The organism is Mycobacterium sp. NGS62 (assembly GCF_059812285.1).
On the sequence record NZ_JCALCK010000002.1, the window covers coordinates 115,674 to 139,937 of the forward strand.

Consider the following 24,264-nt stretch of genomic DNA (forward strand, 5'->3'; position numbering starts at 1 on the left):
TTGTTTACATGGGCGGCTTGTTTTCGGGTGGGTTTCCGCATTTGACGGCGCGGGGTTGGTAGTCGCGGGTGGGGTCGAGGACGAGTTTGCGGATGAGCACTCCGGTGTTGTGGTCGATGATGCGGATGTCGCGGTCGTCGATGAGGACGGTGACTTTGGTGCCGCGCAGGTGTTTGGACAGGCCGATGTGGTGCAGACGGTTGTTGTAGCGGATGGTGGTAGCCGCTGGGTAGGGCTCGGAGGTGTTTTTTTAAGTGTTTGGTGGAAACGCTCGACCTTGCCGCAGGTTTGGGGTTGGTAGGGCCGTAAATGGCGGTATTTGATGCCGAGTTCGCCCAGGGTGATTTCTAGGGCGGTGCGTCCCTGCCCGCGTTGTTTGGCGGTGAAGATGGCGCCGTTGTCGCTCAGCGCGCCTGCGGGTATGCCCCATCGGGTGAAGGACTCGGTGAAGGTGTCAACGACGTCGGGGCCGGTGGTGACCAGCCGGGCGTGGCTGGCGATGGCCACGCGGGAGTGGTCGTCGAGGATGTTCAGGATTTCTGCCGGGGTGTGATCGGCCAGCTGTCAGTGGGTGGTGCCGGCTTGCCGCAGCTGGTTGGGTTGTTGGGCGCAGAAGCGTTTCCAGGCCGAGCGGGGTCGTTTGTGTGGTTGGGGGGCCACGAAGCGCGGCGGGTCAGGATCCGCCAGATGGTCGATACCGCGGGCACATTGGTGACGGTCCGGTCGCGTTTGAGGTGTGCGGCGATGGTGGCCGCGCCGGCGTCGTAGCCCTGTTTGGTCAGGGGTTTTGCGCAGCCGCACGATCTTGTCTTCGACCACGGTGTCGACCGCCTGCGGGCTGTGGTGTGGTCGGCGGGAATGTGGTTCAAACGCCGCGGGGCCTTCGGTCTCGTAGCGCTTGACCAGTTGCTGGTCGCGCACGCAGCCGAGCGCGCTCTCGCTTCGACGCCTACATAGTGGAGGGGCCGCACGACGCCCGCTGCGACATATAATCAACAAGGTCGGCCGCGCCGCCGGCACGAACGACTGGGTGCGAACATCCGACAGCTGAGGGAAGCTGCGGGGGAGAGACAAACTGCCGCGGCCGCAGCCATCGGCATCAACCGGGGTTTTCTTCGAGGCGTAGAGGCCGGTGAGCGAAACGTGTCGGTGGAACGGCTTTTCGACATCGCTGACCAGTTCGGCGTGACAGCTGCTGCGCTCTGCTCGACCGCGTCATCTGGTCGTCCACTGCCGGTATGGACGCCGTGTGGAAGGGTGTCGCTATCAGAGATCGAGTGTGCGAGATCGGTCGTGGCCCATGGCTGCTCCACATTCCTCATCAGCCACTGACGCCGTGTAGGGCCATTTCGATGACGCTGCGGCGGGCGGTTTCTGGGTCCCAGTCGTGACTGGCGCGCAGGTGAATGTAGCCCCAACCGACCATGTTGAACAGCACGGTGGCGGTGACAGTCTCCGGCACGCGTCGCAGCGTTCCATCCGCGGCGCCGTCCAAAAGTAGGCGTTCGAGCGGTTCCGCGAATACGTCAACAGTGAGGGCGTTGGGCCCGGATCGGTGGAAGGCCTCGCCGTGGGCGAGGAACATTCCGGCGAGTAACGGTAGGTGTTCGTCGGCAGCAGTGCACATCGCCTCGAGGGCGGCGCGCAGCCGTTCAGCTGCGGTGCCCCGTCCAGTGAGCGCGGGCCAGATTGCTGTGCGGAATGTCTGGGCGGCGCGCGCGGTGAGCGCGGCCACGAGTTGATCGCGGGTGACGTCGCGTCGGTAGATCGTTGCCCGCGACATTCCGGCTTCGGCGGCAATGCGCTCCCGCGTCGTCTCGGCCAAGCCCCAGCGGGCGATGGCGGCGGCGGTCGCGTCGAGAAGGCGTGGATCGACATCTGAGTTGGTGACGGGCATGTCTTGACTCTGGGCCATGCACACAGCATAGTTGAGATATGGCTGTCTCATATACGAGCGTACCAAGTATCACATTGCCCGTTCGCCGTTGGCATAAGCAGGAAATACACACGACCGCGGAATCCGCGTGGACGTTCGGGTTCGTCGACCTGGCCGGGTTCACCGCACTGACCGGTGCCCACGGTGACCGGGAGGCGGTCGCTGTTGTAGACCGGTTCGAGACGATCGTGACCGCGTCGTTGACCCCCGACGATCAACTGGTCAAGACCATCGGTGACGCCGTCATGGTGCGGTTCGCCACGATGAGGACCGCGATCGCCGGCGTTCGGCGCATCTTCGCGAAGTGCACCAGCGGCACGGGCTTACCCGCTCCACGCGCCGGTCTGCACCACGGGCCTGCGGTCGCGCGCGGTCAGGATTGGTTCGGAGCCACGGTCAACGTCGCTGCCCGCGTGGCCGCGCATGGTCGCGGCGGCCAGCTGCTCGCTACCGGTGACGTCGCGGAAACCGCGCGTCGTGCCGGCGCGGCCGTCACCGCGCTGGGTCCAGTCGACTTGCGGAATGTTATAGCGCTGGTAGAGCTTTACGACATCGACGTCGGCGCCAAGGTCATCGGTACGGTGATCGACCCGGTCTGCCGGATGCAGGTCGCCAGCACAAACGCGGCCGGGAGGTTACATCACCGAGGCCGCGACTACTGGTTCTGCGGCGCCGCCTGCCGCTCGGAATTCGCACTTCGCCCAGAGCGCTACGCTGCCGAAAAGTAAAGCGAGGCCAAGAGTCGTGCCAAGCATGTCCGCAATCGAATCCGCGTTCTGCCGCAGCGGACCCTGGCGGGCGGTGACCCGCCGAGTGCTGCCCTGGGCGCTACAAGGGATCGAACCAGTCGGGGAAGTGCTGGAGATCGGCGCCGGCAGCGGCGCCATGGCCGCCGAAGTCCTGAGGGCCCATCCAGACACCCGGGTGACGGTCACCGATTACGACCACGCCATGGTCGCCGCTGGTGCACGACGGCTCAGGTCATTCGGTGCCCGCGCGACCGCACGGCAGGCTGACGCCAACGCACTTCCTTTTGGCGACAACACGTTTGACATCGTGCTGACGTTCATCATGCTGCATCACACCGTCACGTGGGAAAAAGTCCTCGCCGAGGCGATGCGCGTCCTCACCCCCGGCGGCATCTTGATCGGCTACGACCTGCTGTCCTCGTGGCAGACCCGCACCTTGCACCGGCTTGAAGGCGCACCGCACCGGCTCATCCGTCGAGGTGCGCTCGAACCAGTACTGCACCAGCTCCCCGTCCGCAGCTTGCATGTGCGAGAAAATCCGCTCCTCGTCCGATTCACCGCTACTCGCTACTAAGGAGCCGAGTGCGTCATGACCGCCGGCCAGATCACCCTCGCGATGCGCCTCAGGATCGCTGCGGTCGACCCGGCGTAGAGCCGCAGCGGCTTCCGGGGACGGATTGCCAGCAGCAATCCGACACCTTGACGGTTTACCGCCCAGGCGTGGGCATGGGCATGGGCATGGGCGACATCGGCATCGATGGCATCGGGGACATGGATGGCATGTTGGGCATGGACGGCATGTTGGGCATGCTCTTCATCCCGCCCATCTCACCCATCATTTTTTTCATGTCCTCTTTCATCTCAGCACAGCACGGCATATCGGCTTTCATGCCAGCGCAGCAGTTCGGATGCACGAAAAGCAAATACAAGCCCGCAAAGATGACGAATATCCCGACCGCAATACCGGTGATGGCCAGGGCCGGGTAAAGCCAGCGGGTCCACGTCGGGCCGGTTGGCGTGGAAGTGGCGGGGGTGGTTTCTGTCATTGGTTGCTTACCTTTCCGGGGCGGAACGATCTGGATACTAAGCTACTAAGTAGGATAGTAGCATGACAAGTTTCGAAGTAGACTGCCCGTCATGACGAGCGGTCGGATACGAGACACGTATGGCCTCGGTGAACTCGAGGCCGACATCATGGCTGTCCTGTGGGACGACGCGCAGCTCACCACCGTGCGGCACGTCGTCACCGCGTTGCAGCGGGATGCGGCCTACACCACGGTGATGACGGTGATGGAGAACCTCTACCGCAAAGGTCTGCTCACCCGCGAACGCGTCGGGAGGGCGTTTCACTACCGGCCGGTGTGGAGTCGTGAGGAATACACCGCCCGGCTCATGCGCGACGTGTTGGCGGCAGCGACCGACCATGAGGCTGTTTTCACGCATTTCGTCTCGCAGATGACGACGGAAGAAGCCCGCGGCCTGCAGGCTGTCTGGCAGCGTTACAAGAGACGACGGGCATAGGCCTCATGCCGATGGTGGCGTGTGTCCTGGCAATCGTTCTGCTGAGCGTGTCGGTGGTGCCAGCCGGGCTGGACCGGCTCACCCCTGGCACGCACCCAGCGGTGCGGCTTGCGGCGTGGTTATGGACCGTAGTCACGGCGCTAGGTGCGGTGGTGGCGATACCGCTGGCCATTGCCGCCGCAGGTCGTGGTCTCATCGCGGTGGTCGTCGCTGTGCCGATCATGGTATTGGCGGGCCGAATATGGTTGCGTTACCAGCGCATCATGCGTCGGGCCCGAAACCACGCCGACGCCGTCCGCCTCATCGCCCGCTCTAGGCCGGGCCTTGCGGCGCAGAACCCCGTTGCCCTGATCGACTCCCCGATGCCCTTGGTGTACTGCCTTCCCGGACGCCCATGCCTCATTGTCGCCACAACCGGCGCTCACGACCGTCTCAGCTCCACTGAACTGGAGGCAGCGTTCGCCCACGAGCGAGCGCACCTGCGCCAACGGCATGCCCAGCTACGGGCAGCCGTCCAGGCGGTTGCCGCCGTGATGTGGTGGCTGCCGTTCTTTCGCCGCGCCGCCGAGCGCATTAGTGACGCGACCGAGCTGTGCGCCGACGCAGCCGCCGCCCGATGCCACCACCGGCAGACCCTAGCCAGCGCGCTTATGGCACTGGCGCCCGCCCCTGCGGGCGCCCTGGGCGCCGGACTCGTTGGCGCACCGGAACGCCTTGTATGGCTCCTGCATCCACCACCGCGACGCTACCGCCGTCATTTTGCCATCACCTTTGTCGCCTTGGCCCCAGCCGCTGGGCTGCTCGGGTTGATCCTGGGGTGTCCGCTCATGGCAGCGCTCGGGATGGCTTGACGATCCAAAATCGTGTACGCACAACGCGCTTTGCTGTTCGTCGGTCACCTCATCGACGCTGCCGCGAGCAGTTCCCACATGGGACCGGCTGCGATGCCGAGCGCAAGGCTTAAGCCGGCCGCAAGGATCGCGGTTCCTGTGGACCATCTCTCGGGCGTCGTACCGGTTTCGTGTTCGGGCCGTTGGAAGACCGGGATGATCCATCGCAGGTAATAGAACAGGCTGATCAGGCTGTTGACGAACACCACCACGGCCAACCACGCCTGACCGCCGTCCCACGCGGCGGTGGCGGTGGTGAGCTTTCCGACGAAAACAGCCGTCGGCGGAGTGCCGACGAGACCGAGCAGCGCCACCACAACCGCGCCGGCCAGCCAGGGCCGGGTGTGAGCCAGACCGCGGTAAGCGTTGAGGTCACGCCAATGCGGCAGCGCGGTGCTGACCGCGAATGCCGCGCTGTTCGTCAGGGTGTAGCCGGCCAGATAAAACAGCAACGACGGCAGCGCAAGATCGCTGCGGTGAGCGACCGTGATCGGGACGAGAAGATAGCCGACCTGGCTGACGGTCGACCAACCCAAGAGTCGCCGCGGATCAGGTTGCCAGTAGGCGGCCAGGTTGCCCAACGTCATGCTGGCGACGGCGAATACGGCGATCAGCAGCGGCCAGGCCACGGTGTTGGGCAGGACGGTGACCAGCCGGTACAGCGCGATGAGTGCTCCGATCTTGGGCACCGTGGTCAAGAAGATGGCCGCTGTTCCGTTGGTCGCTTGGGCCGCGTCGGGAACCCAGAAGTGTCCGGGCACGCCACCGGCTTCGAACATCAGTCCCGCGAGCACGGCGACTAGGCCGGCCGCGACGGCAATAACCGGTGCGTCGGCGAGCCGGGCGGCGAGTTGGTCGTAGCGGGTGACTCCAGTGACCCCGTAGAGGACGGTGACACCGAGCATCAGCGTGATGCCGAACAAGGCGCCAAGCAGGTAGGTCTTCATCGCCGCCTCGGCCGCCGCCGGCGAGCGCAGCAGCCCGATCAACCCGTAGAGTGGGATGCTGGCGAGCAGGTATCCAGTTATCAGGACCAGTAGGTCGTCGGCACCGGCCAGCACCAGGATGCCGGTGGCGGAAAACAGTAGCAGGGCATAGGTCTCGCTTTCCCGGGCAGCTCCTTTGATTTCGTCGCCGGCCACCGCAAGGACCATCAGTACTCCGACTGCGGCCGCGATCCGCGCCAGCCCGGTAGCGGTATCGAGGGCGAAGGTGCCCTCGAATGCGGTCTGATCTGACGCCGTCATGCCGACTACAGCGACGGTAATGGCCGCGCAGAGAGCCGCGGCGGCAACGATGCGCATCCACCACTGCCGGTGCCTGGGCGTAAACGAGCCGCCGATCAACACGATCAGGCCGCCGGCGAATATCAGCATCTCCGGCAGCATCAGCAGCGGCCGCATCCCGGTCTCGGCGTTCACCGGCTATCTCCCGACCAGGCCGATGAGTGCGTGGGCGGCCGGCTCGATCAGATCCAGCAGCGGTCGTGGGAACACGCCGATTGCGACAGACAACACCAGAAGTATTGCCACAGAGATCGTTTCGGATGGATACAGGTCGGTGAAGCTACGCGAGTCGCCCCGCGTGTCGCCGGTGAAGATACGCTGCAGCGCACGCAGAAACAGCGCTGCGGTGATCAAGATGCCCGGCAATGCGACCGCTGTGACCGGAGCCGCGGCGATGCTGCCGGCGAAAACTTGGAATTCGGCGATGAACCCGGAAAATGCCGGCAGCCCAAGGGAGGCGAACGCCCCGACCGCGAACAGCGCGGCCAGTTTCGGTGCCGGCGCAGCCAGACCGCCATAAGCGTCCATGTCGTAGCTGGCTGCGCGGTCGTAGAACACCCCGGCCAGCAAGAACAACGCGCCGGTGATCAGGCCGTGGCTGACCATCTGCGTGACCGCACCGGTGACCGCGACCGCGCGCGCGTCGGCAGTGTTCACCGAGAGCAGGCCGGCGGCGCCGAGCGCCAACACGATGTAGCCCATGTGGTTCACCGACGTGTAGGCCACCATGCGCTTGAAGTCGGTCTGCGCCAACGCGACCAGCGCCCCGTAGAGCACCGACACGATGCCGACGACGATGATCGGCCATGCCCAAGCGCGCCAGGCTTGCGGCAGCATCGGCATCGCGATCCGCACGAACCCGTAGGTGCCCATCTTCAGCAGCACCCCGGCCAACACCGCCGAGCCGATGGCCGGCGCATCGGTGTGCGCCGGGGGCAGCCAGGTGTGGAACGGAACCGTGGGTGTCTTGACCGCCAAGCCGAGCAGGATCGCCGCCAGAACCAGGCCACCGGCGAGCGGGCTCCCGGCCAACGGTGTGGTGGCTGCGATTTCGACCATGTCGAACGTATGTGGTTCGGAACCGATGTACAGGCCGATGAAGCCGACCAGCAGCGCCAGCGAACCCAGGAACGTGTACAGGAAGAACTTCAGCGCCGAGCGGCCCGCGTCGCCGTGGCCCCAACCGGCGATCACGAAATACATTGCGACGATTGACAAGTCGAAGAACACGAAGAACAGGATCAAATCCGCGGCGACGAACAGACCCAGACTTACGGTTTGCAGAAACAAGAACAGCGCGGCCTGCGGCCGCGGCCGGTCGCGGCTGCGCAGCGCGTAGAGCGCGCACGCCAGGAAGATCACCGACGTCATCACCACCAGCGGCAGCGACAATCCGTCGACACCGAGGTGGTAGCTGCTGTTGACGCCCGGGATCCACCGGGCCCACTCCTCGAAGGCCAGGCCGTTCGGGCGTGGCGTGTCATAGCGTGCCCACACCAGCACGGTCAGCGCCAAATCCACGCTGGTGACGAGGACCCACAGCCAGCGGGCCGCGGCATCACCGCCGCGCGGTAAGACCAGCACAACCAGCGCCGCGGCCAGCGGCAGAAAGACGATCAGACTCAGCATAATTCACCTCACCGCCACGAGAAGCACGACACCCAACACCAGCACCACCACAGCCGCGAGATAATACTGGTGCAACTGACCAGTCTGTGGTTTGCGCGCCAGGTCACCCAGCCGACGCATCCGCGCCGCGACCGCCTCCACCGCCGCGTCGACGCCGCGGTCATCGACGCCGGCCGCCCGCCTTGCGGCCCGCAGCGAGCCGGCCGCAATCCGGTGCACGGCTTGATCAAGCACCCGATCGTCGAACCGGGCCAGCAGGTCAGCCACTCGGATCGTCGGCCGCACGACTGCTGCATGGGCGGCCCGTTCAAGGCCCATCCAGTCAGCGGCCCACCGCGGCTCGGGCGCCCCCCAGCGCAGTACCGCCGCCACGACCAAAAACGCCACCAGCGCCGATACCGCCAGCTCGAGCACCGTCGCGTGTGCCGTGGGCCCGTTATCGAGAACCCGGCTCAACGCCGGGAAGATCGGCGGCAATGCCAACACCCCCGCCACTGCGGCGCCGAGGGCCAGCACAACAACAGGTAGTTGTTGAAACGTATTGCCCGCGTGGGTTTTCCGCCGGTCGGATTCTTCAGCAAAGTCGTGATCCACCGACGGCATGCGCCACACGGCAACCAGGATCTTCGCCGCGTAGGCCGCCGAGAGCGCAGCGGCGACGAATCCGGCCACGTACAGGGCGGGGGAGTGATCGAGCGCAACCGCCAGCACCGCGTCCTTGGTCGCCCACAACGACAGCGGCGGAATTCCCGCCAGGGCAACGGCACACACGGTGGCCGACCAGCCGACCAGCGGCCATCGTCGAGCCACCCCGCGCAGCTTGTCGAGTTGTTTGGTGCCCAGCAGCGACAGCCACACGCCGGCGGCCAAAAACAGCCCGGCCTTGGTAGATGCATGCGCGATCAGTTGCGCGGTGCCGCCGCTGACCGCGCCCACACCGGCTGCCATCACGACAAACCCGAGCTGTGCGGCCGTGGAAGCGGCGAGCAATTGTTTGAGATCACGCTGGGCCACTGCCACAGCACCCAGCAGCACCGCGGTCGCCGCGCCGGTCCAGGCCGCGACCTCGGCGGCCCACCTCGTGGCTGCCAGCAACGGCTCGGTGTGCAGCAGCAGGTAGGCGCCCATGGCTACCATCGCCGCGGAGTGCAGCAACGCGCTGACCGGGCTGGGACCCTCCATCGCACGGGAGAGCCAGAACGAAAACGGCAGCTGCGCCGCCTTACCGAGCGCTGCAGCGAGCACCCCGGCCGCAATGACGTTGCGCCACACGGCGCTTGCGTTGGGCAGATCCGCCAGCGCCAGACCCGCACCACCGGCCAGCGCGGCCCCGGCCGCGAGATAGAGCCCGAGGTCGGCGGTGCGGGTGGTGACGAACGCGGTGAGCCCGGCCGACACCCGAAACTCGTCGCGCCACCAGAATCCGATCAGCGCATAGGACGCCGCCCCCATCACCTCCCAGGCCAGCAGCAGCGCCGGCAGCGTCGCGGCGGTGGCGGTCAACACCGCGGCGGAGGCGAACAACAGCATTAAACCGTGGAATCGGCCCGCGGCTTCGCGAATGTCCCCGACGGCGAACACCAGCACCAGAAAGGTCACCACCGCGACGGCGGGAACCACCACCGCCGCCAGGCTGTCTACGGACAACGCGAATTGCGCACCGGCGACGAACGACACGCTGACCGCCGGACGAGTGACCGCCACCGCGATCGACAGCGCCACCACGACCGCCGCCGTCGCTACCGACATCGCGCCGCCCAACCGATCCGCACGGCGGGCAACCAGCAATGCTGCGCCGCTTATGGCGGGAATCAGGATCAGCAGCCACAGAGCCAGCTGCGCCGGTGTCATCGCCCCGTTCATCCGGCCAGGTCGGCGGCCGTGTCGGTCATGTCGGCCCGGCGGTCTCGATGCAGCAATGTGGCGACCGCGAATCCCATCGCCATCTCCACCGTCATGGCGGCGATGATCACCAGCAGCAGCACCTGCCCGGCCGGTGCCGGTACCAGAAACCACCAAACCCCGCCCGCGGCAAGGATGATCGCGTTGATCATCAACTCCAGGCCCATCATCACCATGACCACGACCTGCTGCGACAGCGCGCCGTAGAGTCCGACGCTGAATATCGCCGCTGCCGCAAGCAGCACGGTTTGCAGTGTCATCGCCCCACTCCGCCCGGCTGTGGATCGCGGGCGGGTCTGTGCTTGAGGTCGTCGCCGAAGCGGTCATAGCGGCTGCGGTCGGCCGCCAGGACGATCCCCGCGACGATGGTGGCCACCATCACCGGGCTGATCACCGCCATGGCCAGCATCTTCGGGCCCATCACGTCCTCCCCGAGCGCGACAGTGACGTCCGGCGGAGGTGTGCCGCGGCGGGACGGCCAGTCAGTCAGTAGAATCCCCGCGGCCAGCACAATAAACGTTCCCACGGCGGCGGCTAGTGCCCGTCGGTTGTCGTGCACCATGCTCATCGGCATCAGCGCCGGGTTCATGCCCATGAACATCACCATGTAGACCGCCATCACCGCCATCTCCATCACCATCATCAAGATGGTCACCACGCCGATGTAGTTCTGCTGCAACAGCAAAACCGCGACACCGACAGCAACGAATGAGAGGGCCAGCGCGTAGGTGGCCCGGGCCATCGAATCCACGATGAAGACCGCGGCCCCGGCCCCCACCGCGATCACGGCGGCGACCCAGAACACGATGTCAACGATCATGTGTCAACTCCTCACTGCGATAACGGCCACGACGAGGTCTTGGACGAGGGTGAGCGGCAACAACACCAGCCAGCCGATCTCCATGAATTTGTCGGGCCGCAAAACCGGAACCCGCCCGCGTAACCACACGAACACCGACAGCAGCGCAACGGTCTTGAGCAAGACCCACACCCAACCCGGTAACAGCGGGCCGGCGCCACCGCCGAGGAACATCGGCACCGCGAACGCGGCACCGGCGGCCAGCAGGGCGTAGCGGCCGGCCTGGAAAACCAGCCGGTCCACGCCGGACAACTCGGCGGTGACACCGCCGACGATATCTGCGCCGAGCGCCGGGCTGAACGGACCCCACACCGAAAACGCCACCACACCAAGGCAATACACGACGAAGGCGATCGGCATCCACACGACGAACCACAACCCGTGCTGAGCGGTGATCACATCGGCCACCCGAAGGCTCTCGGCGGCGATGGCCGGCGCAACGAGCGCGAACATCAGCGGCAGCTCGTAGCCCAGTCCGTGGGCCAGGAAGCGATAACCCCCGACCAGGGAATGCGCGGAGTTGGGACCCCAACCGGCAAGCCACACCAACGCCCACACCATCACATCCATCGCGTTGAACCACACCACGCCGACATCGAAATCGAACAGTGTCCAGCGCCCGAGCGGTACCACCGTCACCATCAGCGACGCGACAACGATCAGTCCGGCACCACCGATCCGCCATAGCAAGGTGTCGGCAGCCACGGTGGTGCGGCGACGTTGGCGCATCAGCCGAGCGACCTCAACAACCGCTGTCCTCCCACCGCGCGCACGCACCCCGGTACCGCGGGCAGTGAGCACACCGTCGAGAGTTGCCGCATAAAGGCCGAGACCCATCACCAACGCCGCCCCGGCCAGCCCCCACACCCCGGGCACCGTCGTGATCGAGACGTCAACCATGGCGACCGCCCGCGGGTGTCGTGTCGATACCAAGGCTGGCAATCACCAGTCGAGCCGTCGCAAGGTCGAGGCCACCTACCAGATGAGGCACTGCGCCGACAGCCATGGTTGAAATCGCGCGAGACTGGTTGACTTCAAGAGGATTCGAAAGCGCCTGCCGCGCCATGTCGACCCGCGTGAGCAGGCGGTCGTAACAATCGCCGGCCAGCGCGGCGGGCAACTCAAGGCGCTCGCAGTCCTCGAGGGTCAACGATGCGACGTCGCGCAACGACCAACGCAGCATTCGAGACCGGCGAAGCTTGCCGTGCAGAGTGTCGAGCAGGAGCTCCGCGTGGTCGAGGTCCGTTTCGCTCAGGAGCGCGTCCCGCGCCGCGCGAGCGATCGCCGCCGCGCGCGGCGAGCTTGCCAGCGCCATCACGTCAACGACGTGGTCGCACTGTCGCGCCGCGACCACCGCCGCGTCATTGTGGTCTTTTGAGTGCCGATTTTCATCAGGAGGTTTGCTATCCACGACCCACGCCTCGGCCTCCGCGAGCACGTCTCCCTGCAGCGAGCACCGCAGCACCAATCCTGCGGGCCAGTAGCAGAGCACCGGCCCGAGTCGCACATGCAACACGTCCATTTCCAAGCCGTCGCGGTCGTCGCCGCCTTCGGCCAGTGCAATTCCAGCCGGCGCCATGTCCATGTCGCCGTGGTGCATGTGCTGGTGTTGGCTGTGCTCGTCGTGGGTGGCGACGTTGTGGTCCATATGCTCGTGCTCAGCGTGCTCCATGCCGCCGTGGCTCATCTGGTGGTGGCCGCTGTGATCGGTGCTGTCATGATCAGCGCTCAAGTTTGGAGACTGAGCGCGTTCACGAGCATCGGTGCGGTGCATATCGATATCGAGCAACTGAACGGCGGCCCGATCCAGGGCCGACTCCACCATTTCCGAATCGGGCGCGTCGATACGGACACGGGGCCCGGGTAGCTGATCCCAGACTCGGTCGATCGCCTCGCTCAATTCGGGCCCGGGCACGCCGCAGACTGCCAACACGTCGGCGTCGGCCGGTGATGTAGCCGCACACCATCCACGGGCACGAAGTCGGCGGTCGGCCTCGGTGCGCACCACCCAGTACCCGGGCGTCTCCACGGTGAGAACGTGTGCGCGCCGCGCTCCGCATCGGGCCAACAGCCGCGTCACACCCATCGCAGTGCGCCCTCGCGCCATGCCCACGCCACGGCCACGAGCAGCGCCGCCAGAAACAGGAACATTTCGGTGATTGCGGTGGCACCCATTTTCGCGACCACCAACGCCCACGGGTACATGAACAGCATCTCGACGTCGAAGGCGAGAAAGACGAGCGTTGCCAGATACCACCGCACGTGATAGCGCGACAATGCGTGCTGCTCCGGTAGCCACCCGGACTGGAACGGCAGTATTGTCAGTACGTTCGGACTCGCCGCAGTAAGTCGGTGCAAAGCGTAGACGCCCACGACCACAGCCAAGCTGCCCGCCAGCATCCACGCCACGCCCGCATACATCGCGGCTCCTATTTCCGTTTAGTTGTCCGCAGTCAAGCGATGTCGACGCCTATTAGCGCCGGCTCCCGAACGCCCACCGCCGCCGGTGAGGTTCGCGGCGATACCGGGCGGCCGTTGCACACCTCAGCATTGTGATTTTCGGCCACACTGGGCGGTCGCCGAGGGCCGATCGTGGCGTTGAACCGCGCCGAACGTACACATCAACGCACAACGTGCAATCGCACGCGCAACAGGATGGTTGACGCTTCGCAGTGCCACCGATGTCATTTCCCCTCCTGGGCTGATACGTACTACTCGCTCAGTCGTACAATACCCTGTCGGGGTATCGATAATGCAAACGGCGTGGGGTTTGTCGCGTCGGCTGGCCTGGCTTTCGGGCCAAACCCTTCTAATGGTGCGGCAAACCGCCCTTTGCGTTGGCCGAACGGCTGCGTCTCACCCGCGCCGAAGCATCGCGGCGCGTCGGCGAAGTTGCCGATTCACGGTTGCGCCGCACGATGACCGTCCCGGTGATCCGCAGCTCCATCACCGGCAGCCCTGCGTCGTCGACATCGAAACCTGCGAGAAAGCCGAAGCCCAACTGGCCCGCCAGAGTGGGCGTTTAGCCCGCCGCTAGCTCCACCACCTTGCCGGTGCCGTTGTCGGCGACAAGTACTTTCTTTATCGCGTTGTCCACTGCCACGGCCACGGGGTGATCGCCGGTGAACGGGAGCACCGTCGAAGTGCTCGCCCCGGCATCCAGCTTCACCACCTTGCTGCCCTCGTGGTCTGTCACGTAGACGGCCCCGGCGGTGTCCACCGCGATGCCCGAGGGCACAGTGAGGCCCGTGAAGGGCAGCACGGTCGGGGTGCTCGATCCGGGGTCCAACTTCAGCACCTTGTCGTTGTCGGAGTCGGTCACGTAGACGGTGCCGGCGGAGTCCACTGCCACACCATCTGGATGATTGAGGCCGGTGAACGGCAGATCAGTCTGTGTGTTCGACCTGGTGTCCAGCTTCACCACTCTGTTGCTGCCCCGGTCGGCGACATACACGTTGCTGGCAGCATCCACCGCCACCCCTTGGGGGAAATTGAGGCCGGTGAACGGCAGCGCTGCCGGGGTTTGCGACCCGGCAGCCAACTTCACCACCCTGTTGTTGAAGTCGGCGACGTACACGGTGCCGTTGGCGTCTACCGCCAGCCCCTGCGGCTGGTAAAGGCCGGTGAACGGCAGCACTGCCGGGGTGCTCGACCCGGGAGCCAACTTCACCACCCGCCCGTACATGCCCTGACTGGTGACGTACACGCTGCCGGCGTTATCCAGCGCTACCCCGCCCGGGGAGAAGGGGAAGTCGAGCCCGGGGAACGACAGCTCGGTTTGCCCGGACGCCGACCTGGACGGTTCCGGTCCCCGTGTTACCAGGTAGCCCGCGACGCCGATGGCGACGATCACTAGCAGTGCGGCGGCGCCGACGAGGATCCGCTTGCGTTTGCGGTGAGATTCTGCTCGTGCGCCAGGTGATGGACTAAAGTCCGGTGCGCCCGCAGGGCTGGCGGAGGGCGGAGCGCTGGGCGGACCGCGCCAACCGCCAGTGCTGGCGGCAGGCGGTGTCGACCCGGGCTGGGTGGTGGGCGAGCTCGACAGTCGTGACCACGCCCTGGCCTGGGTCATGGCGTCGGCGCTGTCCCGTCCGGTATCCCTGGCATCGGCCGGCAGGGTTGCTTGTTCGCCACGCTGCAAAATCGCGGTCGCCTGGCCCTGCTCAGCTGTGTTCAGTGCGTCGTGGGCGGCGGTGGCCAGTTCACCGGCGCTGTGGTAGCGCTCGTCGGGGTTTTTCGCCATGCCTCTGGCGATCACCGCATCCAAAGCCACCGGAACCTGCCCGGGTCGCAGCTGACTGGGCCGCGGCGCGGGCTTCGTCAGATGCGCGCCGACCGCCCGTTCGATGCTGTTTGCCTGATACGGAGGCGACCCGATCAGACACTCGGCCAACACACATGCCAGCGAATAGATATCGGCGCGATAGGTGACCTCGCCGTCGGTGAACCGCTCCGGGGCCATGTAGTTGTAGGTTCCCACCACCGTCCCGGTGTGGGTCAGCCCTGGGTCGGCAGCGGCGCGGGCGATACCGAAATCCACCAGGTAGGCGAAGTCGTCACCAGTGATCAGGACGTTTTCCGGTTTGACATCGCGGTGCGTCACGCCGTTGGCGTGCGCGGCGTCCAACGCGGCGGCGACCTGCCGCACGATGGCTACCGCCCGTGCCGGCGCCAGCGGGCCATCGGCGGTCAACATGCTGTGCAGCGAAGCGCCGTCGATCAGCCGCATGTCCAAATAGAGCTGCCCGCCGATCTCGCCATAATCATGGATCGGTACCGCATGCGGCTCGGTCAGCCGTCCCGCGGCGTCGGCCTCGCGTTGCATCCGCTCGCGAAACACCGGGTCGGCGGAGAATTGCGGCGAGATCAGCTTCAGCGCCACCACCCGGCGTTTGCGGGTGTCCTCGGCCTGATAGACCTCGCCCATCCCGCCGCGACCCAGCAGCCGCATCAGCCGATAATGCCCGAAAAGCGACCCCGCCCGCGAACCCGGCTCACTGCTTGGCATCAAACTCCTTTATGTGATTACGAGATAGCGTTCACCGCTGTCGCTAGCCGCGACTGGAGCCAGTTCGGCGGCGCAATGGATCCATATTGCGCCAAGCCGTGTTGGCCCGGACCGATTATCGTCTGCATAAAGGCTTTTACCGCGGTTCCCGTCTCGGAGTCCGAATACTTCGAGCAGACGATCTCATAGGTCGGCTCCACGATCGGGTATGCACCCGGCTGCGTCGGTTTGTAGAACGATGACGTGTCTAACACCAGGTCATTGCCCTGCCCCGTGATCTTGGCACTGGCAACCGATTTACCGGCCGACTCGGCAGTGATCGACACCGGCTCCGGACCCGCTGACGTGATGATTCTGGCCATGTTCAACTGTTTGCCCAACGCAAACGACCACGCGGTGTAGGTGATCGATCCGTCGGTGGTCTGCAGGGTCGCCGTCACGTTGTCATCGCCGTCGGCGCCGGCACCGACGCCCCCCTGGAACGTCCCGCTGTGGCCTTTACCCCAGGCACCGTCGGATGCGGCATCGAGGTACTGCTGAAAGTTGGCTGAGTTACCGGATTGGTCACTGCGGAAGATGACGTGAATGGCCGTTGAGGGCAGGTTGGTTCCTGCATTGAGCGCCTTGATCGCCGGGTCATCCCAGCTGGTGATGCTGCCGTTGAAAATCTTCGCCAATGTGGGCGCATCCAGATTCAACGAACTCACGCCGCTGATGTGGTAGGCGACCGCGATCGGTTGAAACACCGCCGGCAGCTCCCACACGGGGGACCCGCATCGCGCCGCCGCCTTGTTGGGCTGACCCGTCGACGGGTCCAACGGCACACCGGAACCCGCCAAATCTGCATCATGATCGATGAACTGCTCCACGCCGGCGCCGGAGCCATTCGCCGCATAGTCCAGCGCGTGACCGGGGCACGTGTGGGAATAGACGTACACAAACCGTTGTATCGCGTTCTGTTGTGCGGTTGCGCCGGCGCCGTCGAGCTCCTTCTTGCCGCCGCAGTCCACTTTGACCGACGATCCTGAGGTGCTTGTATCGCCACCGCATCCCGATAGCACCAGTGCGCTGCCCACTAGCAGGCTCAAGGCTCCAGTTCGGGTGAGTCCCACAGAACTCCTCTCTCACAAGTGGAGGTTGCGTTTAGAAGGCGGTGTAAAAGCAAGGCCGGTCCGTCGCTTCGTTGTCAGCATACGGGCGGCGGAACGCGGGCGACTGATCCACCCGCACAAATCCATCCGTACCATCATTTGAGAATCCGCTGCACGGCGATATCCCACTTCGCGGGCGAATGTAGCGTCCGTGGCAGCTTGTCGACGATCCTGGTTGAAACCGCATGAAACCTATTAGTCGCCAAAGGAACAACACCTGGCTTCCCGCCAAGCCCGTCAAACGACAGGCTAGCTGACACATGGCTACTGCCACGGACATTAATCGCCACATGTGACCGGTCCCTTCGATGACGACTGCGTAGGTGTCCGCGACTTCGGTGGAGGCCGCCAGGTCCGAAAGGGGGAGATCGCGTAGTGGTCGGCGCTGATCGCCAGCACTGGGACATCGACCTTGTGGAGCCACTGGTCCAGCCGAAGCCTGCCGACGGCCGCCATGGTCGGTAACACGCCGCGCGCTGACTCCATCCACCAGGATGGCGACGCCATCTCTTGGCAGGGCGTTAGGACGATGGAGGTACGGCCACAACATCAGCCGACGCGTTGGTGATCACGAGTCTGCGACGGAAGCCCGGCGCGGGGGAGACCCGCGGTGAGCACTTCGAAGTAGGTGGAGACCACCGAGGCGGGACTGTGCCGCAGATTCGTGCCGACGCGGCGAAGGCCAAGGGTATCGCCGAAGATCCGGACGCTGCCAGCACGAGGGCGATCGCCTTGACCAGCTCGGGATGTCGGGCGGCAAAGCGGACCGACAGCGGGCCACCGAGCGAATGCGGGAATGTCAAGAGCAATCACCCTGCCAGGCTCAGCGAGCGCGGGAATGTTTTCCAACCAGTGTTGCCACGGCCCGCCCAGTCCGCGCACCAACAGGAACGTCACCGGTCCTTGGTCCGCCGAGCCGTAGGCGAGATAGTGCAGCCGGGATCCGTTGATCTCGGCGGGGTGTTGGTGCTGGGACCAGTCGATGTCGCGCCAGCTTTTGCGGGCGGCTCTGCGTTAAGAAGGAGCCACGTCAGATGGATTGCCGTCGGTATTTTTCTTCCACCGTCGACAACACCAAAACTGCGGAGTACGGTATGCGGGTATGGGGTACATGGCAGCGCGTTCGGAGGCCCGCGTCTGATGCCTCGCTTCGTGTCGCCGCGTTGTGTTGGTCGCGGGCGCGGCATGCCGCGCTTGCGGTCCTTCATCGCCGTCGCGGCCATGCTGGGGCTGATCGCCATCCTCGGCCATTCTGCGCTGCCGCGGTCGGAGTCCCCTGCCGCGCATTCGCTGGGCACCTTGGCTACATCGCTGAGCAGCGATGGTGGCGTCAGCGTCGAGCATGCGCATTTTGTCGAAGGTTGGTCGACGGGACACCCCGAGGTGTTGGCCGCTGCGGTATTGCCGAATTCGCCGTCGAGTTCCTTGGTTGCGCTGGCTGCGGTGGTGGCAGTGGCTGCTGTCGCCGCCTGGCTGGCCTCAGGAAAGCTGCTGGTCGGGCGGGGCCCGCCCGCCGCGCCGGCTCCTGCCCTTACCGGTCAAGACCTCTTGACGCGGTTCTGTCTTTCTCGTCGCTGACTGGTCAGCGTCAGGCCGTTGTTGCTTTGTCACGACGGCCGGTGACTGCTGCCATGTCAACGGCCGCGCTCTCTGTCGCGGCTTCGAGCAGAAAGCGACGATCCCATGAACAACAATGTTTTGCCCCTGAAATCTCTGAAAACCCTTACACCGCGCAACAGGGGCCGACTGCGCCTAGTGAACGGGCAACACCCCGCAGGTCAATGCCGGGCCTCCCGCGATGGTTATCGCCAGCCCGACGCCTTGGTCGGCAACACGCCAGTGCTGCGGATCTCCGCGCCGCTGACCGCCGCCGACCGCGGATTTTGGGCCAAACTCGAGGGGTTCAACCCAGGCGGCAGCATGAAAGACCGTCCCGCGCTGCAGATGGTCGAACGGGCCCGCCTCCGCGGCGAGCTGCGCCCCGGGGCCCGTATCGTCGAGTCCACCAGCGGATCACTGGGGCTCGGTTTGGCGCTGGCCGGCATGGTTTATCGCCATCCGGTGACCGTGGTCGCCGACCCGGGCATGGAGCCGATCGTGCAGAACATGCTGCGCGCCTACGGCGCACAGGTCGATTTGGTCACCGAGCCGCACCCGGTCGGGGGCTGGCAGCAGGCCCGCAAAGACCGCATTGTCGAGCTGCTGGACGCCGACCCGGAGGCCTGGTGTCCCAACCAGTACGTCAATCCCGACAACGTGGAGGCTTATCGGCCGTTGGCGTTGGAGTTGCTCGACCAACTCGGCGACGTCGACGTGCTGGTGTGCTCAGTGGGCACCGGCGGCCATTCCGCGGGTGTGGCGAAGGTGCTGCGCGAGGTCAACCCCGACCTGCGGGTGATCGGCGTGGACACCATCGGCTCGACGCTCTTCGGGCAACCGGCGGCTAGTCGGCTGATGCGCGGACTTGGCTCGAGCATCTATCCCCGCAACGTCGACTATCCGGCGTTTAGCGAGGTGCACTGGGTGGCTCCGGCCGAAGCGGTGTGGGCGGCGCGTGCCCTGGCAGCCACCCACCACGCCAGCGGCGGCTGGAGTGTCGGGGCGGTCGCATTGGTCGCCGGCTGGGCCGCGCGCAGCATGGCGGCCGATACCACCATCGCCGCAGTCTTCCCCGACGGTCCGCAACGCTACTTCGACACGATCTACAACGACGACTACTGCCGCCAGCACGGCCTGCTCGACCAAATCCCCCCGGCCGAGCCGGCCGTCATTGCGCACCCCGCCGAGCAGATCGTGCAGTCCTGGACGCGGTGCACGACGGTTCTCGACCCGACCGGAGCGCTGCGATGAAGGCGCTCGTTACCGACAATGGTCCCCGACAGCGAGCGCCTCGGTACCGCTGCAGCGATCGCCGAGCTGCGGGCATCAGCGGTCATGCCAGCCGTAGGCGCTGGCGCAATCGCGTCGTTCGGGATAGCGGATCTTTCGACGGTGCCGCAGGCCGGATCTGATGATCGGCTTGGTAGCGCGGCGCAGAGCACGCCTTGGTGAGCAGTGCAACGGCGATGACCAACTCGTGATGACGGGGGATATTGCAAGCCAATTAGAGACCGCCCAATACTTGCTGTCGTCGTCTGCTCCCAAGCCGCGCACACTCATCGAGATCCTCCACGAAACCGCGTCCCGCTATCCCGACGCGCCCGCGCTCGATGACGGCACCGTCGTGCTGACGTACCGTGACCTGATCGCCGCCATCAATGAGCGGGTGACGTGGCTGGCGGCCGGCGGGGTCGGTCGCGGCGACCGAGTCGGAATCCGCATGCCGTCGGGCAGCAACGCCTTGTATGTCGCGATTTTGGCGACGCTGGCCGCCGGCGCGGCCTACGTGCCGGTGGATGCCGAGGACCCCGAAGGGCGGGCCGACCTGGTTTTCAACGAGGCGGGCGTGGTGGCGGTGATCACCGAGCAGGGGCTGGCCCGCGGTTCCGGATCTTCGCGGGGCTCGCGGGCCGGCGCCCCGCTGGGCGGCGACGACGCCTGGATCATCTTTACCTCTGGGTCTACCGGAACCCCGAAGGGTGTTGCCGTCACCCACCGCAGCGCGGCGGCGTTCGTGGACGCGGAGGCGCAGATCTTTTTGCAGCACAACCCGGTTGGGCCGGGTGATCGGGTGCTGGCGGGTTTGTCGGTGGCATTCGACGCCTCCTGTGAAGAGATGTGGCTGGCGTGGCGACACGGCGCGTGCCTGGTGCCGGCGCCACGGTCGCTGGTGCGCGCCGGCAGCGATCTGGGGCCATGGCTGCTGGCCCGCGACGTCACGGTGGTGTCTACGGTGCCGACCCTGGCTGCGCTGTGGCCAACCGAGGCTCTGGAGAAAGTCCGGTTGCTGATTGTGGGCGGCGAGGCTTGTCCGCCTGAGCTGGCCGAGCGACTGGCGGTAGACGGCCGGGAAGTGTGGAACACCTACGGCCCCACCGAGGCCACGGTGGTGGCTTGCGCGGCAAGGCTGACCGGCAGCGGGCCCGTGCGCATCGGGCTGCCGCTGCCCGGCTGGGGTCTGGCGGTCATCGACCGCGACGGCCAGCCGGTGCGCTACGGCGAGGTCGGTGAGCTGGTGATCGGCGGTGTCGGGTTGGGGCGCTACCTCGATGCACGGATGGACGCCGACAGGTTCGCGCCGCTGCGCAGTCTGGGCTGGCGGCGCGCCTACCGCAGCGGCGACCTGGTGCGTCTGGAGCGCGACGGGCTGGTCTTCGTCGCCCGCGCCGACGACCAGGTCAAGGTCGGGGGTCGGCGCATCGAGCTGGGCGAGGTGGATTCCGCGTTGGTGAATCTGCCCGGCGTGCGCGGCGCAGCGGCCGCGGTGCGCTGCACGGGCGGCGGCGCCGCGCTGCTGGTCGGCTACCTTGTGAGCAGCGATCCGTCCTTCGACTTGGCGGCCGCGCGGAGGGCGCTGCGGCAAACGCTGCCTGCCGCGCTGGTGCCGCGGCTGGTGCTGGTCGAGCGGTTGCCCACCCGCAGGTCGGGCAAGCTCGACCGGGACGCGCTGCCGTGGCCGGTTGACGCAATCGCGGACGAATCGCCGGAGCTGGGCGGCACCATGGGTTGGCTGGCCGGCCTGTGGCGCGACGTGCTGGGCGCTGCCGTCGACGGGCCCGACGCCGACTTCTTCGCCCTGGGCGGCGAATCACTATCGGCGGCTCAGCTGGTGCATGCGCTGCGCCAGCGCTATCCGCAGGTTACGATCGCCCAGCTCTACGAGCATCCCCGGCTGTCGTCCTTGGCCGGTTTTATCGATGAACTCGATCTGCCAGTCCGCCCCGCGCCGCGCGTGGTGCGCCCGATTCCGCGGTGGACACAGGCCGCGCAGGTGCTCCTGTCGCTACCTTTGGCGACGCTGACCGGCATGCAGTGGGTGACGTGGCTGGCGCTTGCCAACAATGTTGCCGCGGGGCTGCGTCTGCTGCCCTGGCTGGTGACGCTCGACTGGTGGTGGATCATCGCCGGATTTCTGGTGTTCATCAGCCCGCCGGGGCGGATAGCCACCGCGGCCCTCGGGGCGCGGCTGCTGCTATTCGGCTTGGAGCCGGGCCCCTACCGGCGCGGGGGATCCGAGCACCTGCGGGTGTGGACCGTCGAACGCCTCGTGGAGGCCAGCAGAGTTGAAAACCTGGTTGGCACACCATGGTTGACCTACTACGCCCGCGCGCTGGGCAACAAGGTCGGCAGCGGGGTGGACCTGCACGCCATGCCGCCGGTGACCGGGATGCTGAGGCTGGGCCACCGCAGCGCGATTGAACCGGAGGTCGATCTGGCTGGGCATTGGGTCGACGGCGACCTGTTTCACGTCGGCCGGATTGCGATCGCCAACGACGCGATCGTCGGCGCGCGCACCACATTGCTGCCCGGCGCGTCGGTGGGCCACTACACCCAGATTGCTCCGGGTTCCAGCGTGACCGGCACGGTGAACAACAGCCAATACTGGACGGGTTCGCCGGCGGCGATGTCCGGTACGGCCCGCCACCGGTGGCCGCAGCACCGGCCGCCACGCGCGCCGCTATGGCTGGCAATATACGGGCTGACGCCGGTGCTGCTCGGCGCGCTGCCGCTACTGGCCGAACTCGCGGGACTGATGGTGCTGGTCTGGGCAGTACGCGACAGCCGCACCCTGCTCGGCGCGATCGTGCCGACGGCGGTCTGGACGCCGGTGGCCGTGGCCGTGACGCTGACGGTGTACGCAACGCTGACAGTGGTTGGGGTGCGGATTTGTTCGCTGGGGTTGAGTGAAAATTATTACCCGCTGCACAGCCGGCCGGGGTGGCAGCTGTGGTTTACCGGGCGGTTAATGGCTACCGCGCGCAGATACCTGTACCCGCTGTATGCCAGCCTGCTCACGCCGTGGTGGTTGCGCCTGCTCGGGGCGAAGGTGGGCCGCGGCACCGAGATCTCCACGGCGTTGCTGACCCCGAAGTTCACCGTCATCGCCGACGGCGCCTTCCTGGCCGACGACGTGATGGTGGCGACCTACGAGCTGGGCGGCGGATGGATTCACGCGGCCACGGCCAGCATCGGCAAGCGCGGGTTCCTCGGCAACTCCGCCATCACCCAGCCCGGCCGCCGGGTGCCCGACGGCGGGCTGGTTGCGGTGCTGTCGCTGACTCCGCACAAGGCCACCACTGGGTCGTCGTGGCTGGGCAGCCCGCCGGTGCGGCTACGCCGCCGCGCGGCCGAAGCGGACACGCGCCGTACCTATTACCCGTCGTTGCGGCTGATAGTGCTACGGGCCGTCGCCGAAACCACCCGACTAATTCCGTTGATGGTGACGTTCGCGATCGGGGTCGCCGTCGTGGACGCATTGCAGTGGCTGGCAAGCCAATTCGGCTACGGCTGGGCGGCGCTGGGCAGCGGTGTCGTGTTGCTGGCGGCCGGCGCCATCGCCGGCGGCGCCGCGGCGGTGGCGAAATGGCTTTTGGTCGGCCGCATACGGGTGGCCGAGCGGCCGCTGTGGTCGTCGTTCGTATGGCGGAATGAGGTGTCCGAATCCTTCGTTGAGACGGTCGCGGCGCCCTGGTTCGCGCGGCCCGCCAGCGGCACGCCGGTGTTGAATCTCTGGTTGCGTGCGCTGGGCGCGTCCCTCGGCCGCGGCGTCTGGTGTGAAACGTACTGGCTGCCCGAGGCCGACCTGGTGAGGCTGGGCACCGGCGCCACCGTCAACCGCGGCTGCGTGGTTCAAACGCATTTGTTCCACGACCGGATCATGCGCACAGGCCCTGTCGTCCTGGAATCCGGAGCCACGCTGGGCCCGCACAGTGTGGCGCTGCCGGCGGCGAGGCTGGGTGCCGGCGCCACCATTGGACCGGCGTCGCTGGTGCTGCGTGGCGAGCACGTGCCATCCTCGACCCGCTGGCAAGGAAACCCCATCGCGCCGTGGGTGTTCCGCGACACACGCCGCGCCCGGGCGGCCGACCGCCAACCCGAGGAGCTCGCCGCGTGAGAGAATTCAGCTAAGGGGCACAACGTCGCGGCCGTTTGTCGGGTACGGCCACGGTCACGCGGGCGCGGGGTTTTCCCACTGCACCTGCCGGTTGCGCGTACGTAGTTGTCGCATCAAGATCGGAACCGAAGGTCCTACCAGACAATCGCCAACCGCGAGTTTGTCCCACCGAGTCCGCGCAGAGAACACCACCTGGTTCTACGAGCAGGCCGGTCGCCATCGAGCTATTGGGCTGCCCTGCAGACTTATGTATGAGACGCATTGCCTCCGCGAGTCGCCCGTGCCGATGTATGTGGTGATGCCCGAAAAGACGGGGCGCGCAGTCCATTATGGCTGCGA

At 66.2% G+C, this 24,264-nt stretch carries 23 protein-coding genes; 9 read left to right on the plus strand and 14 right to left on the minus strand.

Annotation, left to right across the window (positions count from 1 at the left end; genetic code table 11):
* The first annotated feature begins 55 nt into the window (after positions 1 to 55).
* A complete protein-coding gene (locus tag AC5Y49_RS05335; protein WP_499884762.1) occupies positions 56 to 301 on the plus strand; it encodes a hypothetical protein in 246 nt (81 codons plus the stop codon).
* A 263-nt stretch (positions 302 to 564) separates the two neighbouring features.
* On the opposite strand, the gene AC5Y49_RS05340 is transcribed toward AC5Y49_RS05335, so the two are convergent.
* Positions 565 to 921 (minus strand): hypothetical protein, encoded by a 357-nt coding sequence (locus AC5Y49_RS05340; RefSeq protein ID WP_499884763.1) that lies wholly within the window; start codon positions 919 to 921, stop codon positions 565 to 567.
* 105 nt (positions 922 to 1,026) lie between these two features.
* Between AC5Y49_RS05340 and AC5Y49_RS05345 the strand changes: the two genes are divergently transcribed.
* Complete coding sequence (locus tag AC5Y49_RS05345) at positions 1,027 to 1,332, plus strand: helix-turn-helix domain-containing protein (RefSeq protein ID WP_499886244.1); 306 nt, start codon at positions 1,027 to 1,029, stop codon at positions 1,330 to 1,332.
* Here AC5Y49_RS05345 and AC5Y49_RS05350 read toward each other — a convergent pair.
* Complete coding sequence (locus AC5Y49_RS05350) at positions 1,322 to 1,915, minus strand: TetR/AcrR family transcriptional regulator (RefSeq protein ID WP_499884764.1); 594 nt, start codon at positions 1,913 to 1,915, stop codon at positions 1,322 to 1,324. The two genes, AC5Y49_RS05345 and AC5Y49_RS05350, sit on opposite strands and share 11 nt — an antisense overlap.
* A 56-nt stretch (positions 1,916 to 1,971) precedes the next feature.
* Here AC5Y49_RS05350 and AC5Y49_RS05355 point away from each other — a divergent pair, with 56 nt between their 5' ends.
* Together AC5Y49_RS05355 and AC5Y49_RS05360 are read left to right on the plus strand one after the other, a co-directional pair.
* Entirely contained in the window at positions 1,972 to 2,664 is a 693-nt protein-coding gene (locus AC5Y49_RS05355) for an adenylate/guanylate cyclase domain-containing protein (protein WP_499884765.1), read from the plus strand.
* Positions 2,665 to 2,689: 25 nt separating this feature from the next.
* Positions 2,690 to 3,259, plus strand: a complete 570-nt coding sequence (locus AC5Y49_RS05360) for a class I SAM-dependent methyltransferase (protein WP_499884766.1) — start codon at positions 2,690 to 2,692, stop codon at positions 3,257 to 3,259.
* A 133-nt stretch (positions 3,260 to 3,392) separates the two neighbouring features.
* Here AC5Y49_RS05360 and AC5Y49_RS05365 read toward each other — a convergent pair whose 3' ends face one another.
* Positions 3,393 to 3,731 (minus strand): hypothetical protein, encoded by a 339-nt coding sequence (locus AC5Y49_RS05365; RefSeq protein WP_499884767.1) that lies wholly within the window; start codon positions 3,729 to 3,731, stop codon positions 3,393 to 3,395.
* Positions 3,732 to 3,837: 106 nt separating this feature from the next.
* Between AC5Y49_RS05365 and AC5Y49_RS05370 the strand changes: the two genes are divergently transcribed.
* Together AC5Y49_RS05370 and AC5Y49_RS05375 are read left to right on the plus strand one after the other, a co-directional pair.
* Positions 3,838 to 4,206 carry a BlaI/MecI/CopY family transcriptional regulator gene (locus AC5Y49_RS05370; protein WP_499886246.1) on the plus strand — a complete coding sequence of 123 codons (369 nt, stop codon included), beginning with the start codon at positions 3,838 to 3,840 and terminating at the stop codon, positions 4,204 to 4,206.
* Between the two features lie 11 nt (positions 4,207 to 4,217).
* Complete coding sequence (locus tag AC5Y49_RS05375) at positions 4,218 to 5,057, plus strand: M56 family metallopeptidase (RefSeq protein ID WP_499884768.1); 840 nt, start codon at positions 4,218 to 4,220, stop codon at positions 5,055 to 5,057.
* Positions 5,058 to 5,101: 44 nt separating this feature from the next.
* Here AC5Y49_RS05375 and AC5Y49_RS05380 read toward each other — a convergent pair whose 3' ends face one another.
* The 11 genes from AC5Y49_RS05380 to pstS form a co-directional block, all read right to left on the minus strand.
* Positions 5,102 to 6,499, minus strand: coding sequence for an NADH-quinone oxidoreductase subunit N (locus AC5Y49_RS05380; protein WP_499886248.1), 1,398 nt, complete (start codon positions 6,497 to 6,499; stop codon positions 5,102 to 5,104).
* Between the two features lie 21 nt (positions 6,500 to 6,520).
* The gene (locus tag AC5Y49_RS05385) at positions 6,521 to 8,011 is read right to left on the minus strand and encodes a complex I subunit 4 family protein (RefSeq protein WP_499884769.1); all 1,491 of its coding nucleotides are present in this window, start codon (positions 8,009 to 8,011) and stop codon (positions 6,521 to 6,523) included.
* A gap of 3 nt (positions 8,012 to 8,014) precedes the next feature.
* Positions 8,015 to 9,862 (minus strand): proton-conducting transporter transmembrane domain-containing protein, encoded by a 1,848-nt coding sequence (locus AC5Y49_RS05390; RefSeq protein ID WP_499884770.1) that lies wholly within the window; start codon positions 9,860 to 9,862, stop codon positions 8,015 to 8,017.
* 8 nt (positions 9,863 to 9,870) lie between these two features.
* Positions 9,871 to 10,173, minus strand: coding sequence for an NADH-quinone oxidoreductase subunit NuoK (locus AC5Y49_RS05395; protein ID WP_499884771.1), 303 nt, complete (start codon positions 10,171 to 10,173; stop codon positions 9,871 to 9,873).
* On the minus strand, positions 10,170 to 10,733 hold the full coding sequence (locus AC5Y49_RS05400) for an NADH-quinone oxidoreductase subunit J (protein WP_499884772.1): 564 nt from the start codon (positions 10,731 to 10,733) through the stop codon (positions 10,170 to 10,172). The genes AC5Y49_RS05395 and AC5Y49_RS05400 overlap by 4 nt, the downstream gene beginning before the upstream one ends.
* A gap of 3 nt (positions 10,734 to 10,736) precedes the next feature.
* Positions 10,737 to 11,672 (minus strand): NADH-quinone oxidoreductase subunit H, encoded by a 936-nt coding sequence (locus AC5Y49_RS05405; protein WP_499884773.1) that lies wholly within the window; start codon positions 11,670 to 11,672, stop codon positions 10,737 to 10,739.
* Positions 11,665 to 12,597, minus strand: a complete 933-nt coding sequence (locus AC5Y49_RS05410) for a hypothetical protein (RefSeq protein ID WP_499884774.1) — start codon at positions 12,595 to 12,597, stop codon at positions 11,665 to 11,667. Before AC5Y49_RS05410 ends, AC5Y49_RS05405 begins: the two co-directional genes overlap by 8 nt.
* Positions 12,598 to 12,848: 251 nt before the next feature.
* Complete coding sequence (locus tag AC5Y49_RS05415; protein WP_499884775.1) at positions 12,849 to 13,193, minus strand: NADH-quinone oxidoreductase subunit A; 345 nt, start codon at positions 13,191 to 13,193, stop codon at positions 12,849 to 12,851.
* Positions 13,194 to 13,581: 388 nt separating this feature from the next.
* On the minus strand, positions 13,582 to 13,773 hold the full coding sequence (locus AC5Y49_RS05420) for a hypothetical protein (RefSeq protein ID WP_499884776.1): 192 nt from the start codon (positions 13,771 to 13,773) through the stop codon (positions 13,582 to 13,584).
* Between the two features lie 21 nt (positions 13,774 to 13,794).
* Positions 13,795 to 15,780, minus strand: a complete 1,986-nt coding sequence (locus AC5Y49_RS05425) for a serine/threonine-protein kinase PknD (RefSeq protein ID WP_499884777.1) — start codon at positions 15,778 to 15,780, stop codon at positions 13,795 to 13,797.
* Positions 15,781 to 15,797: 17 nt separating this feature from the next.
* Entirely contained in the window at positions 15,798 to 16,892 is a 1,095-nt protein-coding gene (gene pstS, locus AC5Y49_RS05430) for a phosphate ABC transporter substrate-binding protein PstS (RefSeq protein WP_499884778.1), read from the minus strand.
* Positions 16,893 to 18,116: 1,224 nt separating this feature from the next.
* Here pstS and lpqS point away from each other — a divergent pair.
* The 3 genes from lpqS to AC5Y49_RS05445 all read left to right on the plus strand — a co-directional run bounded on the left by lpqS (position 18,117) and on the right by AC5Y49_RS05445 (position 23,925).
* On the plus strand, positions 18,117 to 18,509 hold the full coding sequence (gene lpqS / locus AC5Y49_RS05435; RefSeq protein WP_499884779.1) for a putative copper homeostasis (lipo)protein LpqS: 393 nt from the start codon (positions 18,117 to 18,119) through the stop codon (positions 18,507 to 18,509).
* 105 nt (positions 18,510 to 18,614) lie between these two features.
* Positions 18,615 to 19,781 carry a PLP-dependent cysteine synthase family protein gene (locus AC5Y49_RS05440; protein ID WP_499884780.1) on the plus strand — a complete coding sequence of 389 codons (1,167 nt, stop codon included), beginning with the start codon at positions 18,615 to 18,617 and terminating at the stop codon, positions 19,779 to 19,781.
* 229 nt (positions 19,782 to 20,010) lie between these two features.
* Complete coding sequence (locus AC5Y49_RS05445; RefSeq protein WP_499884781.1) at positions 20,011 to 23,925, plus strand: Pls/PosA family non-ribosomal peptide synthetase; 3,915 nt, start codon at positions 20,011 to 20,013, stop codon at positions 23,923 to 23,925.
* Positions 23,926 to 24,264: the final 339 nt, after the last annotated feature.